The organism is Blautia sp. 210820-DFI.6.14 (genome assembly GCF_020558815.1).
Classification (GTDB): Bacteria; Bacillota; Clostridia; order Lachnospirales; family Lachnospiraceae; genus Blautia_A; species Blautia_A obeum.
Window position 1 is genome coordinate 59190 of record NZ_JAJCKS010000018.1, and the last position, 15902, is coordinate 75091.

Genomic DNA, 15902 nt, shown 5'->3' on the forward strand with positions numbered 1-15902 from the left:
GTGTCTGTCAGATACGAATCTGTTCCAGTTCTTTCATCCACAATGCAGCGCTCGCATCACTTGGCATGCGAAGGTCTCCTCGCGGTGACACTGCAACGCTTCCGACTTTCGGACCATCCGGCAGACAGGAACGCTTGAACTGCTGCATGAAGAATCTTCGATAAAATGTTTTAAGCCATTTCAGGATCGTTTCATCATCATATTCTCCTGCAAATGCATTCTGAGCCAGACGGAAGATCTTTTTCGGTGGAAATGTCCAGCGAAGCATATAATACAGGAAGAAATCATGCAATTCATATGGTCCGACCAGATCTTCTGTTTTCTGAGAGATCACACCATCTTTCGGCGGCAGGAGTTCCGGGCTGACCGGCGTATCCAGAATGTCCAGCAAAATCTCTGCAAGCTTCTGATCCTCACAGGTATCTGCATAATATCTTACCAGATGGCGGACAAGCGTCTTTGGTACGGATGCATTGACCGCATACATGGACATGTGATCTCCATTGTAAGTTGCCCATCCCAGTGCAAGCTCTGAAAGATCTCCGGTTCCGATCACAATACCACCGGACTGATTTGCAATATCCATCAAAATCTGCGTACGTTCGCGTGCCTGTCCATTTTCATAGGTTACATCATGCACTTCCGGATCATGTCCGATATCACGGAAATGCAGATTAACAGCCTCACGGATATTTACTTCTTTAAGTGTTGCTCCAAGGCATTTACTTAAACTGCATGCATTGTTATAGGTTCTGTCAGTCGTTCCAAAACATGGCATCGTCACTGCCGTAATCTTGCCCCGGTCTATGCCAAGCATGTCAAATGCCCGCACGGTCACAAGAAGTGCCAGTGTAGAATCCAGTCCACCAGAAAGACCGATCACTGCGTTCTGACAGTGGATATGTGCCAGACGTTTTTTAAGTCCCATTGCCTGAATATTCAGGATCTCATCACAACGGCGTTCTCTTTCTTCTTTTATGCCCGGTACAAATGGTCTGGAATCAAATTTGCGGGTAAGTTTTGTTTCTTCTCTTTCAAGAGTAAACAAAGCTTCATTATAACTGATATCCTGTCCTTCCGGAGCAAGATCCGGTGCAAACTGACAGGTTGTCATTCTCCTTCTTTCATTATCCAGACGATGAATATCAAGATCCGCATAGATGATGCCATTCACAAACCTTCTGCTCTCAGCGAGAATCGTCCCATTCTCGGCAATCAGATTCTGTCCACCGTAAACCACATCCTGCGTGGACTCGCCCTCCCCTGCCGTCGCATAAATATATCCACAGAGAAGTCTCGCAGACTGAGCACTCACAAGACTCCTCCGGTAAGAATCTTTGCCAACAACTTCATCGCTTGCAGACAGATTGACGATCAGATTCGCACCATGATATGCATGTGCAACACTCGGTGGATTCGGTACCCAGAGATCCTCACAGATTTCGGCTGCAATCTGAAGCTTCGGCATCTCCTCACAGGTAAAGATCATATTCGGAGAAATCCAGATATCTTCCTCATACAGTTCTTCATCCTCTTCCTCATCGTTTTCGTCTATATAATCCGGCTCTTCATCCTCTTCAAGTTCTTCAAGTTCTTCAAAGCCATCAAATTCAGCCATCTCAATCTCAAATTCCACATCATCGGATTCTGTATCTGATTCATAACGAGCTCTGTACACATCCCGATCAATATGCACGGTTCCGTCAAGGTTTTCTCCTGAAGTAAAATATCTTGCTTCATAAAACTCATTGTAATTAGGCAGATTGATCTTCGGCACAAATCCAAGAATTTCGCCATGATTCAGTCCTGCAGCAACATTATAGAGTTTTCCTTTATATTCCAGTGGCAGCCCTACAAAAATAAGCGCGTCCACATCAGCAGTTTCTTCTGCAATACGTACCAGCTGCACCTTTGCCTCTTCCAGAAGATTTTCCTGCCAGAACAGATCTCCACAGGTATAAGCAGTAATACAGAGTTCCGGAAAAACCATGACCTTGGCTCCCTGCTCTTCCATTTCATGTACCATGCGAATGATCTCTGTTGCATTAAATTCACAGTCTGCTACACGAACATCCGGTGTTCCGGCAGCAGCCTTGATAAAACCATCCTTCACAGCTTCTTCCTCCTACTTGCACTTTCTGAGAATTTCTTTTAATTCTTCTACGCTGAACACATAATTCTGATTACAGAAATGACAGTTCAGTTCTACATCTTTTCCCTCCTGAATCAATTCATTCAGTTCTTTACGTCCAATACTGATCAACGCTCTTTCAACACGGCTCTTGCTGCAGTTACAATAAAACTCCGTAGGAATCGTATCATTGATCTCAATATCAAATCCGTCAAGCACCTGCTCAAGAAGACTCTCCGGTGTATGTCCCTGCTCGAGAAGCGTTGTAACAGACTGGATCTTCTGTACATTCTCTTCTAGTTTTGCAATTGTAGCTTCTTCTGCAAACGGCATGACCTGCACAATAAATCCGCCAGCCTGACGTACAGTATTATCCTTATTCATCAGGACACCAAGGCCAACTGCAGATGGAACCTGTTCACTTGCTGCGAAATAATAGGTCAGATCCTCCGCGATCTCACCAGTCTGCAGTGCGACCTGTCCGACATATGGTTCTTTCAGTCCCATATCTTTGATCACCTGGAGAAATCCATTGCCGACAGCTCCGGATACATCCAGTTTTCCCTTTGCATTTGCCGGAATAATAACTTCCGGATTGCCGACATATCCCTTTACACGGCCTTTGGAATCTGCAGTAACTGTAATTCCCTGAATCGGTCCGTCACCCTTTACCTGAAGTGTCAGGATATCTTTATCTCCCTTCATCATTACACCCATCATGGTTCCTGCTGTGAGCAGACGGCCAAGCGCCGCTGTAGCAACCGGACTGGTATTATGATCCTGTCTCGCTGTTTCTACTGTTTCTGTTGTAACCGCTGCAAACGCACGAATCTGACTGTCTGCCGCAATTGCTCTTACAATATAGTCTTTCATAAAATACTAACCTTTCTTTAGTTCTTATTGTTTCTTCTTGCCTTTCTCCCGCGCCACAAAAAATAGTCTTTCACTGTCCTCTGTTGCCGGATTTAATGTATATGCGTCATACACCGCAAGAAGCTCCATGCCTGCTTCTTTGATCAAAGTCTCTATTTCTTCCTGCGGATATGCCTTCTGGCAATGGACTTCTTCAGATTTCTCATACAGTCCGTCTTCTCTCGGAAGAAATACAGCCAGTTCATAATAGTTGAGCCCTTCTTCCTCATCATAACTGTTATCCCAGATGAAACTTCCCTCATCACGGTTCTCTGCAATCGTGGTATCTCCCAGCAGATCCCGGTATTTATGTACGGTATTCATGTCAAACAAGAAAATGCCTTCCGGATCCAGATAATTATTTACCAGTTCAAACACATGACGCAATTCATCTCTGTCCGTAATATAGTTCAGACTGTCACAGACACTTACCACAGCCCGCACCGTACCATACAGTTCAAATTCCTGCATATCCTGCAGAAGATACAGAATATCCTGTCCGGATTCTACTCTTTTTTCCATTGCTTCTGCAAGCATTTCCTCAGAATTATCCACACCAATCATATCATAACCCTTGCCAGCAAGCAATCCTGTCATTGTCCCGGTTCCACATCCAAGTTCCAGAACCAGACCATCTGTAATCTCATATTCTCTGAGACGATCTGTAACATACTCCGCCCATCCTTCATAATCAATGTTATCCATGAACAGATCATAGACCTGTGCAAACTTCTCATATGCACTCATAGTTTTTCTCCTTTATCCGTAATTTTGTACCTGTTTCTTCCAAACTCCTGTAGTGCCCAAAAAGGCAGATGATCTCTCACCTGCCTTTTTTAATACATATTTCTGCAAGCAGCCAGTTTATGCTTCCCGCTTACTGTACAGGCATATAATATACGTCTGCTGCTTCTCCGTGCCAGTAATAGCTGTTGCCTTCTGCATCATATGCATCCTGTTCATCGATGAAGTTGTAAACATTTCCATCAGAATCAACCCAGTTTCCATTTCCATCCGGTGTGATAACAAACGGATGTCCGTCAGAGTTACGATACAGGGTTCTTGTCTCATCTGTATTGGTCAGCTGTTCCTCTGTGAATCCACCGGAATTTGTTGCTGTTCCGGAGCTATCACTGTTGTCTGTTGCTGCTGCATTTGCCGTTCCATCTGTTGCTGCTGCGTCCGTAGAACCATTTGCTGCTGCATCACCTGTATTTGCATCTGCTGCCGGCTGAGCTGCTGCATCACTGGTATTTGCATCTGTCTGTGCTGTATTCTCTATCGGAGCCTGCTGTGGAGCTGCTTCCTTCAGTGTGGAATCCCCAAGGATCTGGAAAGATTCTACTGCGGCTTTAACAGAAGCAAGTGCATCCTCTGTTTTTACTCCGGCGTCGATCGTATAGTACTCTGTATCATTTGCGAATACTTTATGAACAACATAAAGATTTCCGTTGCTCTTGTCTGTATTCAGCATTTTTGTTGTATAGCTGTATACACCGATTCCATTGACATCATTGGCACTGTATTCCTGAATCTCAAAATCTGTTCCGTTGACTTTGTCTCCATCTGCCTGTTCCAGAGATACTGCCATATCCTGTGTACTTGGGACAACCGTTGCTGCCATCGTATCCTCGCCCTGTCCATGCAGAATCAGGATATTTCCCTGCTCTGGTGATTCGAAGCTGAGCATATCTGTTTCGTCTGTCTTATTTGCCCATGTAGCATCCGGCAGATTGATTGCAATGCTCTTATCTGCTGATGTATAAGTTGTACTCTGTACATTTGGTGCGATCGTCGGTACCGGTGTCTCTGTCGGTGCTTGCGTCACCTCCGGTGTCGGTGTATCAGTAACCTCCACAGTTTCTGTTTTATCTGTTTTGCCGTCTCCGCCAAAGCTGCATGCTGTCATAAAAACAGATGCAGATATCGCTATTGCCGAAATTGCAAGTAATCTTTTATTTCTCATAGTATCCTCCTTAATATGGTTATCTCTGTAACCACGCATCTGTGCATATCTGTATTCCTGTGCACTTCATTCACAGCAGTCTATATTTTACATTTTTATTACAAAATTGTCAACAAATTTCAAATTTAGTCTTCTACATCATACATATGCAGTTCATGCAATGCTCTTGTCGCTGTGATGTATCTGGCCTGTGCCGCAAGACCGCTGTTGTCCTCTGCATGAAACACCCCAAAAACCTGGTCAAACTCAAGTCCCTTGGCAAGATAAAAGGTCGTTACTGTCAGTCCTTTTTTGAAATTCTGGCTGTCACGATTCATGTAAGTAAGCTGATATTCACCATCTGGATCAAGTGTTCTGAGTTTTTCTTCCAGATAAAGAAACGCATGCTCTGCTTCTCTTTCTGTAAAAAGAACCAGTGCTTCTGTTTCATAATCCTCTCGTTTCTGTTCCCATTTCTCAAGAACCCTGTCCAACGCTGTATGCAGATTTTTGAACTGCATCTCTTCCACTGCATCACCATGTCGGTCAAACAACTCTATATCCGAGACACCGATAAGACGATTCGCATATTGTGCAATTTCCATCGTATTACGGTAACTGCGGTTCATCACGATCTTACGGATATCTCTTCCGAAGATTTTCGGCAGAAACTTAAGCACATCCTGCTGCTGTTCTTCCATGGTCTGTGCCTTGTCCCCCAGGATCGTCATCTTACATGGAAACAGTTTCTTCAGAAGCACAAACTGAATCCAGGAATAATCCTGCATTTCATCCACTACCACATGCTTGATTCCGTGATGTCCCTTGCATCTGAACAGAGAATATTTCAGATAAAGTATCGGATATACATCTTCATAACGAAGTTTTCTTTTTTCAAGCGGAAGCCGTGGAAGTGCTTTATAACCTTCCTGTTCCAGAAAACGGCTGTACAGTATATAGCAGTCTCTTGTCTCATACATCCGCTGGAAACGTTCGGTCAGCTCTTCCTTTTCTTCATCTGCAAGATCTCTGTTCCTCAGTGTTTCCACCTGATCAATGAAATATTCTGCTACTGCTTCCATTCTGGAAAGAAGCGGGATATCCAGGAATTTAAAATAAAAAAGATCTATGATTTCTTTTTCTTTCAGAATGCAGCCTTTGTACTCTACATCCTTGAAATTCATCAGGTCATCTTCCATGCCAAGCATAAAAGCATCCAGCTTGCCGGCAAATTCTGCTGACTGTTTTTTCCTGCACAGTTCCTGCGATTCCGGACAGATGATTACCCGTTCGATCTGATCATAGCGGTCTTCACAATCTGCAGCAATTCCCTTCAGTTCTCTATACGCAAACAGGTCAAAACTCATTTCACGAATGTTTTCTTCTCCCAGCTCCGGCAGAATGTGTGAAATATAATCCGCAAATACCCCGTTTGGTGAAAGTACCAGTATATTGGAAGATTTCAGATTTTCTCTGTCATGATAGAGAAGATATGCAATTCTGTGAAGTGCTACGGAAGTCTTACCACTTCCGGCAGCTCCCTGGATCACCATGATCCGGTCCTTGGTATTACGGATGATCGCATTCTGCTCCTTCTGAATCGTGCGTACAATATTTTTCAGCTGGACTTCTCCCTTACTTCCAAGCTCCGCGCCAAGAATCTCATCATCGATCTTTACATCACTCTCGAACTCGTAGATCATCTTACCGCGTCGGATCTTGTATTGCCACTTGGAGACCACTTCCCCGGAAAAGGTTCCGGAAGGTGCCTCATAAGCCGCCGGTCCTTTATCATAATCATAAAACAGACCACTGACCGGAGCTCTCCAGTCATATACCAACGGACGATGTCCGGCTGTCTCGGACAGGTTTCCAATTCCTATATAAAAGATTTCCGGCTCATCATCTCCATCATACACAAAATCTACCCGCCCAAAGAACGGTGAATCCAACATTTTCTTAAAACGCTTTCTTAGAAGGAACTGTTCTTCATTCGCATGCATCTGGTGAAACAGTGCCTGCTGGTTATCATAGTTCTCATAACCATACTCGTCCATCTCTGTATAGTTTTCCCAGTAATATTCATGCATATCCTCGACTTCTTTTTCACCTTCGAGAATTGCCTGATCGATCTGTGCAAGCCTTGTACAGAGACAGTTCAGCACATGCTGCAGATAATCTCTGCCATTTTCCATATTTGTCATAACTCATCAACCAATCATCATTTATTTTGCTGTGATTCTGCTTATCTTATCACATACACTACAGTCATCTGTAACCTGTTTATTTTCAGCTTATTTTACCAACTGTAAAAAATTATTATACCGAAAAAGGCGACTGCTGACAAGAGGTCTCCTGTCCGGCAGCCGCCCGGTGTCCTATTAATTATTTGTCAAACTGGCTGTTGTAAAGATCCGCATAGAATCCATTTGCTGCCAGGAGTTCTTTGTGATTTCCCTGCTCGATGATATCGCCATCCTTCATAACAAGGATCAGATCTGCATCTTTGATCGTAGAAAGTCTGTGTGCAATAACGAAGCTTGTTCTGCCCTTCATCAGGTTGTCCATTGCTTTCTGGATCTGCATTTCTGTTCGGGTATCGACAGAAGATGTTGCCTCATCAAGGATCAGGATCTTGTTGTCTGCAAGAATTGCTCTTGCAATGGTAAGAAGCTGTTTCTGTCCCTGAGAGATATTGCTTGTCTCCTCATCCAGTACCATCTGGTATCCGCCAGGCTGCTGCATGATGAAGTTATGGATATGAGCAGCCTTTGCCGCTGCAATAACTTCTTCATCGGTTGCATCCAGACGTCCGTAACGGATGTTTTCCATGATCGTTCCTGAGAAAAGCCAGGTATCCTGAAGAACCATTCCGAACATTTCATGGAGCTCACTTCTGTTGAAGTTTCTGACATCATGACCGTCCACCTTGATTGCGCCTTTGTTGACGTCATAGAAACGCATCAGAAGTTTTACCATGGTCGTTTTTCCTGCTCCTGTCGGACCTACGATTGCCACCTTCTGGCCGTCATGCACATCTGCTGAAAAATCGTGAATAATGATCTTATCCGGATTATAGCCAAACTCTACATGCTCAAACTGTACATTTCCATTGAGTCCTTCGATAGAATCCGGATTTTCCGGTTGCTGTACCTCTTCCTCTTCATCCATGAATTCAAATACACGCTCGGATGCTGCTGCTGATGACTGAAGAAGGTTGGTAACCTGTGCGATCTGCTGGATTGGCTGTGTAAAGTTACGGATATACTGGAAGAAGGACTGGATATCACCAACTTCGATGGAACCTTTGATAACAAAAACGCCACCAAGAAGTGCAACCATCACATATCCGAGGTTTCCTACAAACTGCATGATCGGCATCATCATTCCTGAGAAGAACTGAGATTTCCATGCTGATTCGTAGAGCTTTTTGTTGTCCTTTTCAAATTCCTCCAGAACATCATTTTCTTTGTTGAAAACTCTTACCACATCATGGCCGCCAAAGTTTTCTTCGATCTGGCCATTGACTGCACCAAGGTAATTCTGCTGTGCCTGGAAATATTTCTGTGAGTGCTTCATCACTGCCTGAATGATAAACATAGATACCGGCAGGATCAAAAGGGCTGCCAGAGTCATCCACACATTGATGGACAGCATCATGATAAATACACCGATCAGTGTTGTTACGGATGTGATCAGCTGCGTCAGACTCTGGTTCAGACTCATCTGTAGAGTATCAACATCGTTTGTCACTCTTGAGAGGATCTCACCGTTTGTTCTGCTCTCAAAATAATTGAGCGGCAGTTTATTGATCTTCTTTGAAATATCTTTTCTTAAATTATAGGTTACATCATTGGAGATTCCTGTCATAATCCATCCCTGGATAAAGGAGAAACATGCACTTGCCAGATATAATCCCAATGTCCACAACAGAATCATTCCGATCTTGCTGAAGTTAATGCTTCCTGTTCCGTTTACCTTGGCAACCAGGCCATTAAAAAGTTCTGTTGTTGCTTTACCAAGGATCTTAGGACCTGCAATATTAAAAACGGTTCCTGCAACTGCAAAGATGAATACCATTACAAAACGTAATTTATAACGGCTCATATAACGGAACAGTTTTCCCATTGAACCTTTGAAATCTTTTGCTTTTTCTGTCGGGCGCATTCCAGGTCCATGACCGCCCATCGGTCCGCGTCGTCTCTGTCCACTCATGCCAATTCCTCCTCTGACAGCTGACTCATTGCGATCTGACGATAAACTTCACAGTTTTTCATCAATTCTCCATGAGTACCGATTCCAGCCATATGTCCGTCATCCAGTACAATGATCTTATCTGCATTCAGGATCGTGCTGATTCGCTGTGCGACTATGATCGTTGTAGCATCTTTGGTATGTTCTTTCAGAGCTTTACGCAGAGTACTGTCAGTCTTGAAATCCAGAGCGGAAAAGCTGTCGTCAAAAATAAATATCTCCGGTTTCTTGGCGATCGCTCTTGCAATTGAAAGCCGCTGCTTCTGTCCACCGGATACGTTTGTTCCGCCCTGAGCGATCGGAGAAGCATATTGCTCTGGTTTCGCATCAATAAATTCTGTTGCCTGAGCAACCTCTGCTGCTTCTTTTACTTCTGTTTCTGAAATATCAGTCTTGCCGTAGCGGATGTTGGAATCGATCGTGCCGGAGAAAAGGACTCCCTTCTGTGGAACATATCCAAGTCTGGATCGTACTTCTTTCTGAGTCATTTCACGAACATCCACTCCGTCGACAAGAACACGGCCTTCTGTCACATCATAGAAACGAGGAATCAGATTGATCAGTGTGCTCTTTCCGCTTCCGGTACTTCCGATCACGGCAATCGTTTCGCCCTTTTCTGCCTTAAAGGAGATGTCGCTGATGACGTTTTCGCCTGCTTCCGGATATGCAAAACTTACATGGTCGAATTCAACGGTTCCTTTGACATTCGCATCAGGCTGAACCGGGTTTTCCGGATCTGTTACGCTGACCTTTGTCTTGAGTACATCGTTGATACGAAGTGCTGCAACATTTGCTCTTGGGAGCATGATAGACATTGCTGTGATCATCAGGAAGGACATGATGATCTGCATTGCATACTGAATGAATGCCATAACATTACCAACCTGCATGGTTCCATTGTCTACTGCATAAGATCCGCTGTAGATGATCAGCACAGAGACACCATTCATAATGAGCATCATCGTCGGCATCATAAAAGTCATACATCTGTTAACAAACAGGTTTGTCTTTGTAAGTCTTAGGTTTGCCTCTTCAAAACGTTCTTCTTCGTGTTTTTCACGGCTGAATGCGCGGATAACAGGGATACCTGTCAGGATCTCACGTGTTACCAGGTTCAGTTTGTCAACCAGAGTCTGCAGTATTGTAAACTTAGGCATTGCCACCTGGAACAGAACAACGATCACAACAAGGATCAGGACTACTGCAAGACCAAGGATCCATGTCATAGAAGAATCCGTCTTCAATACACGGATCACGCCACCGATACCAAGGATCGGCGCATATAGTACGATACGGAAAAGCATTGCCATTACCTGCTGCACCTGCTGAATATCATTCGTACAACGGGTGATCAGAGATGCTGTTGAGAATTTATGGTATTCACGGCTTGAGAATGAAATAACTTTATTGTATACCGCATTTCTCAGGTCATGGCCAAGTGCTGCTGCCACTCTGGATGAAAGAAATACCACGCAGATTGCACAGAGCATGGTGATAAGTGCCATTCCCAGCATTTTGACTCCTGAGATCTTGATGTAGTGCATCTGGATTGCATCGACATCTTCGCCCATTGCCTCATATTCACTCTTTACATAAGCTACACCAGCCTGTGTAAGGATGGATGGCTGCATCTTGTCAATCTTCTCGCTGATCTTACCAATCATTGACGCGAGTGCTTCCTCTGGCATCTGTGCGATTGCCTGCATCGGATCTGTTCCTTCCGGAACTCCCATCTTGGCAAGCATCTCATTTACTTCGTCACTGCCGGATGAAAAGCTTGCTGCTATCATCATCGGTTTTGCTAAAATATCGTTGAGTTTCTCTCGTTCCTCAGATTTTACATCATCTTTTAGTACGAGGTTGTCCCCATCTTCTTCATAATAGGAATCTATGGTTTCTTTGTCCTCTTCATCCATAAATAATTTCAGATTATCCATGGATGTTTTTCTGATCTTTTCAGGTACACTGTCTTCGATACCACTTTGCTGGATTCCCACATTGACGATCTTGGATGTGTAATCCGGCAGTGACAGATCGCAGTAAGCCTGAAGAAACAGAAGTGCTATGATCAGTACTACATAGCCAGCTGATTTTTTCAGATATTTCATCAGTTTGATCACTTTTGCTGCCTCTCTTTCCTGGTGTTGTTCTTACCGGATGCAACCGGTATTTTTTCAATGTTCTCTGTGATCTTGTCCAGAAATCTTCGCAGAAGGCAAAGGTCTTCTTCGCTGAAACCATCGAGAAGTATTTTCTCGTTATCCTGCACCTTCTTCATGCCACTTTCTTTGGCCTGCTTGCCTTTTTCTGTCATATAGATTCTTGAGATACGCTGATCTTTTTCATCGGCTTCTCTGTAAAGGAATCCCGCTTTTTCCAGGCGTTGGACAGTTACGTTGACAGTCGGTGGTTTGATGTGCAGTTTTTCTGCGATCTCGCGCTGGCTCAGTCCGTCTTTGTGTGCCAATAGACCGAGCACCGGTATCTGTCCCGGATAGATTCCCAGTTCCTGCATCTGTCCAAAGCATTTGGCCATAAAACGCCGGTCGATACGCATAAACATTGTGAGAATACTGGATTTATACTCTCTCGGACAAATGTCTGGTTCTTCTTCTGTAAACAAGTCTTCACCTCCATGTGATGTCTGTTGATTTGGTTAGTCGGCTATTGATTAGTCGGCTAATTGTTTATTATATGCATTTGTGGAGAAAATGCAACTGTTTTTGTAGATTTCACAAAAAAATCAGATTTAACGCCGGGATTAAAGGCTGATATTTATAGCTCACGCCGGGTATTAAAGACTCCTGGCGTGGAAACGATATTTATATCTCACGCCGAGTATCAAAGACTCCTGGCGTGGAAACGGCTTCAGAGTTCAGAAATACTAGAAATATACTCTGTCTGCTAAAATCATGAATAAAAAGTGCATAACTCGCTAACGCTCAGACAATGCACTTTTTATCCATAACGCAGCCAGCGGATATTCAAGTATTTCTATGAACTCTTGCAGATGTTTCCCGCTCAGGAGTCTTTGATACTCGGCTGTGAGTTGTATTTATCTGCGTGTGGAGTAATCATTCAGGAGACTTGATACCCAGCTGTGAGTTGTATTTTTCAGCGTGTAGGTTAACCTTTTCAGGAGGCTTGATGTTCGGCTGTTGATCTACATTTATCAGCATGTAGGTTAACTTGCTCAGGAAACTATATGTTCGGCTATTAATCTGAGTTTTTTTTGTTCACGGTGGGTACCACACCCAGAGACGCGCTGCCGCGCTGAGAAATGTATCAAAGCAAGAAGTTTTCCAGGTTCTATCTAGGCGAAGCCCTCCCCCACCGCCACACTACCGGGTATAAAGTACGGTGCTGGGGAAATAAAAAAAGACTTCTGTCAGGGACGGACGTGATTATCCTCTGTGTTTGTTTCGTCTGAAGAACTTCGTTTAGATACCGGATTATACAGGTTTTTGCGTTGATGCAGAAAATGCTGCTGTTTGAGCATCTTTAGATGCGAGTTCGGCATTTTCTGTATCGGTTTTAGCAAAGGCATGTATATCCTGGTATCTCAGAAGTTCTGAATTGAAACACACACAGAGATAATTCACGGGGTGTCCACTTAACAGAGTCTTCTTTCAATTTCCCATCACCGGGAATTCTTTATACAAACTGATTGAGTTCTGCATCGTATTTGTAATCAATCGACGCGAGTTTCTTTATCAGTTCCTCCCCGGACAACTCCTTATCTTTAAGAAAATCGTCCAGGGAATCATAATAATCTCTAAGCTGTGTATTGACATAGCTCAACAGCATCACTGGATCCTTTGGTATCATAGGTACCTCCTGTTACTTCCTGTGACTGTGAACTACATCCCAGCCACATTATTTCGTATTGATCACAAACTCTCCGTCTTTGACATCCAGTACCAGTGTATCGCCTGCATGAACATCCCCGGAAAGGATCTTCTTGGCCGCAAGTGTTTCCACATAGTTCTGCAGATAACGTTTCAGTGGACGAGCTCCGTAAACCGGATCATATCCATTTTCGATTACCTGTGTTCTGGCTGCATCTGTCAGTTCAAGAGAAAGCTCCTGGTCTGCCAGACGATCGCTGAGTTCTTTGACCATAAGGTCGACTATGCCACCAATGTTGTCTTTTGTCAATGGTTTGAAGAGAATAATCTCATCCAGACGGTTCAGAAATTCCGGACGGAAGTGTCCACGCAGGTCATTCATAACCTGTTCCTGAGCTTCTGGTTTGATCTCGCCGTTTTCATCAATTCCCTCAAGAAGATACGGGGAACCAATGTTGGAGGTCATGATCAGAATGGTATTCTTAAAGTCTACCGTTCTGCCCTGAGAATCTGTGATCCGTCCATCGTCCAGTACCTGAAGGAGTACATTGAATACATCCGGATGTGCTTTTTCAATCTCATCAAACAGTACTACACTGTATGGTTTACGACGAACAGCTTCTGTCAGCTGGCCGCCTTCTTCGTATCCAACATATCCCGGAGGCGCTCCGATCAGACGAGATACAGAATATTTCTCCATGTACTCACTCATATCGATTCGTACCATATTCTGTTCGTCATCAAACAGCGTTGCTGCCAGAGTTTTTGCAAGTTCTGTCTTACCAACACCGGTAGGTCCAAGGAAAAGGAATGAACCGATTGGTTTGGTCGGATCTTTGATACCTGCTTTGGAACGAAGGATTGCATCTGTCACAAGACGTACACCTTCATCCTGTCCGATCACACGTTTATGCAGTTCATCTTCCAGGCCAAGAAGTTTTGTTCTCTCTCCCTCAGTAAGTTTGGTTACCGGGATGCCTGTCCAACGAGAAATGATTCTTGCAATCTCATCGTCTGTAACTGCCTCATGTACCAGGCTACGGTCACTTTCTTTGACCTGTTTTTCCTCAATCTCCAGCTGCTGCTGAAGTTTTGGAAGTTCTCCATACTGCAGCTCGGCTGCTTTTTCCAGATCGTAGTTCTGTTTTGCTTTCTGGATCTGTTTATTGATATCCTCGATCTGCTCACGTAATTTCTGGAGCTTCTCTACAGAATGTTTCTCATTATCCCACTGTGCTTTCTGAGTATTGAAGGTGTCTCTCATTTCTGCAAGTTCTTTCTGCAGGTCTGCCAGACGTTCTTTACTCAGATTATCTGTTTCTTTCTTAAGAGCAGATTCCTCAATCTCTAACTGCATGATCTTACGTCTCTGTTCATCCAGCTCTGTCGGCATGGAATCCAGTTCTGTCTTGATCAGTGCGCATGCTTCATCGACAAGGTCGATTGCTTTGTCAGGAAGAAATCTGTCGGTAATGTATCTGTGAGAAAGAGTTGCTGCCGCAACAAGGGCACTGTCTGTGATCTTAACACCATGGAATACTTCGTATCTTTCTTTCAGGCCACGAAGAATGGAAATGGTATCTTCTACTGTTGGCTCATCAACCATGACTGGCTGGAAACGACGTGCAAGAGCAGCGTCTTTTTCAATGTACTGACGATACTCATCCAGTGTGGTTGCACCAATACAGTGCAGCTCACCTCTGGCAAGCATAGGTTTCAGCATGTTGCCTGCGTCCATTGCACCGTCTGTTTTGCCGGCGCCGACGATCAGATGAAGTTCATCGATGAAGAGGATGATTTCACCCTCGCTCTTTTTGACTTCTTCAAGAACTGCTTTCAGACGTTCCTCAAATTCGCCACGGTATTTTGCACCTGCAACAAGTGCGCCCATATCCAGTGCGAAGATTTTCTTTTCTTTAAGGCCTTCCGGCACATCACCTGCAACAATTCGCTGTGCAAGACCTTCGATAGCTGCTGTTTTACCAACGCCAGGTTCACCGATCAATACCGGGTTGTTCTTGGTCTTACGGGAAAGGATTCGGATGATGTTACGGATTTCTGCATCACGGCCGATGACCGGATCCAGTTTCTGGTTTCTTGCTTTTTCAACAAGGTCTTCACCATATTTATTTAAGGTGTCATAGGTTGCTTCCGGATTGTCGCTGACAACTCTCTGGTTGCCTCTTACAGTTGAAAGTGCCTGGAGAAATCTTTCTCTGGTGATTCCAAATTCGTTGAAGATTTTCTTCATGCTTGGGCTTGGCTGTGTCAGCAGGGACAGGAACAGATGCTCAACAGAAACGTATTCGTCTCCCATAGCTTTTGCTTCGTTCTCTGCGTTTACCAGAGATTTGTTCAGATACTGGCCAAATCTCAGATCACCACCGGATACTTTTACTTTTGCATCCAGAGCTTTTTTCACTGTATTGATAAAATACTCCTTATTGATCTCCATCTTTTCGATCAATTTGAGGATCAGGCTGTCTTCCTGCGTTAACAGGGCATACAGGAGATGCTCCTGCTCTACTTCCTGGTTGCCGTATTCGTAAGCAACCTTTTCAAGATCCTGAACAGCCTGCACTGATTTTTGAGTAAATTTACTGATGTTCATAGGCTCTCCTCCTTGTATATCGTAGGAAAAGGATACTGAAATTTCTTTCCGTATCCTTTGGTTATCTTTGTTATACTCGTAATATAACACATATTGTTAGCACTGTAAAGAGGAGAGTGCTAATTATTTATGAATATTCTGTGAATCCTTAAATGAAAAACTAACTTCCACCTTTAGTCTGTTTTGCTCTACATTAGGAAC

General features: G+C 44.0%; 10 protein-coding genes. All 10 read right to left on the reverse strand.

Annotated features, from left to right (window positions below; all coding sequences use genetic code 11):
* Positions 1–7 precede the first annotated feature (7 nt).
* The 10 genes from LI112_RS12710 to clpB all read right to left on the reverse strand — a co-directional run bounded on the left by LI112_RS12710 (position 8) and on the right by clpB (position 15701).
* Positions 8–2113, reverse strand: a complete 2106-nt coding sequence (locus LI112_RS12710; protein WP_117593033.1) for an NAD(+) synthase — start codon at positions 2111–2113, stop codon at positions 8–10.
* Positions 2114–2125: 12 nt separating this feature from the next.
* The gene (gene hslO / locus LI112_RS12715) at positions 2126–3004 is read right to left on the reverse strand and encodes an Hsp33 family molecular chaperone HslO (RefSeq protein WP_005424930.1); all 879 of its coding nucleotides are present in this window, start codon (positions 3002–3004) and stop codon (positions 2126–2128) included.
* A 24-nt stretch (positions 3005–3028) separates the two neighbouring features.
* The gene (locus tag LI112_RS12720; RefSeq protein ID WP_005424929.1) at positions 3029–3790 is read right to left on the reverse strand and encodes a class I SAM-dependent methyltransferase; all 762 of its coding nucleotides are present in this window, start codon (positions 3788–3790) and stop codon (positions 3029–3031) included.
* A gap of 130 nt (positions 3791–3920) precedes the next feature.
* Positions 3921–5009 carry a PsbP-related protein gene (locus LI112_RS12725; protein WP_227190832.1) on the reverse strand — a complete coding sequence of 363 codons (1089 nt, stop codon included), beginning with the start codon at positions 5007–5009 and terminating at the stop codon, positions 3921–3923.
* Positions 5010–5134: 125 nt separating this feature from the next.
* Entirely contained in the window at positions 5135–7192 is a 2058-nt protein-coding gene (locus LI112_RS12730; RefSeq protein ID WP_227190833.1) for a UvrD-helicase domain-containing protein, read from the reverse strand.
* Between the two features lie 181 nt (positions 7193–7373).
* Complete coding sequence (locus LI112_RS12735) at positions 7374–9203, reverse strand: ABC transporter ATP-binding protein (RefSeq protein ID WP_022388268.1); 1830 nt, start codon at positions 9201–9203, stop codon at positions 7374–7376.
* Positions 9200–11362: an ABC transporter ATP-binding protein gene (locus tag LI112_RS12740; RefSeq protein WP_227190834.1), complete on the reverse strand. Its 2163-nt coding sequence runs from the start codon at positions 11360–11362 to the stop codon at positions 9200–9202. The genes LI112_RS12735 and LI112_RS12740 overlap by 4 nt, the downstream gene beginning before the upstream one ends.
* A complete protein-coding gene (locus LI112_RS12745) occupies positions 11359–11865 on the reverse strand; it encodes a MarR family winged helix-turn-helix transcriptional regulator (protein WP_227190835.1) in 507 nt (168 codons plus the stop codon). The genes LI112_RS12740 and LI112_RS12745 overlap by 4 nt, the downstream gene beginning before the upstream one ends.
* Before the next feature lie 1031 nt (positions 11866–12896).
* Entirely contained in the window at positions 12897–13070 is a 174-nt protein-coding gene (locus LI112_RS12750; protein ID WP_227190836.1) for a DUF4250 domain-containing protein, read from the reverse strand.
* 48 nt (positions 13071–13118) lie between these two features.
* The gene (gene clpB / locus LI112_RS12755; RefSeq protein WP_227190837.1) at positions 13119–15701 is read right to left on the reverse strand and encodes an ATP-dependent chaperone ClpB; all 2583 of its coding nucleotides are present in this window, start codon (positions 15699–15701) and stop codon (positions 13119–13121) included.
* Positions 15702–15902: the final 201 nt, after the last annotated feature.

Bases quoted from the DNA above. Each gene is read 5' to 3' on its own strand.
- hslO (WP_005424930.1), bottom strand. From the start codon at position 3,004: ATGAAAGACTATATTGTAAGAGCAATTGCGGCAGACAGTCAGATTCGT.
- LI112_RS12720 (WP_005424929.1), bottom strand. From the start codon at position 3,790: ATGAGTGCATATGAGAAGTTTGCACAGGTCTATGATCTGTTCATGGAT.
- LI112_RS12725 (WP_227190832.1), bottom strand. From the start codon at position 5,009: ATGAGAAATAAAAGATTACTTGCAATTTCGGCAATAGCGATATCTGCA.
- LI112_RS12730 (WP_227190833.1), bottom strand. From the start codon at position 7,192: ATGACAAATATGGAAAATGGCAGAGATTATCTGCAGCATGTGCTGAAC.
- LI112_RS12735 (WP_022388268.1), bottom strand. From the start codon at position 9,203: ATGAGTGGACAGAGACGACGCGGACCGATGGGCGGTCATGGACCTGGA.
- LI112_RS12750 (WP_227190836.1), bottom strand. From the start codon at position 13,070: ATGATACCAAAGGATCCAGTGATGCTGTTGAGCTATGTCAATACACAG.
- clpB (WP_227190837.1), bottom strand. From the start codon at position 15,701: ATGAACATCAGTAAATTTACTCAAAAATCAGTGCAGGCTGTTCAGGAT.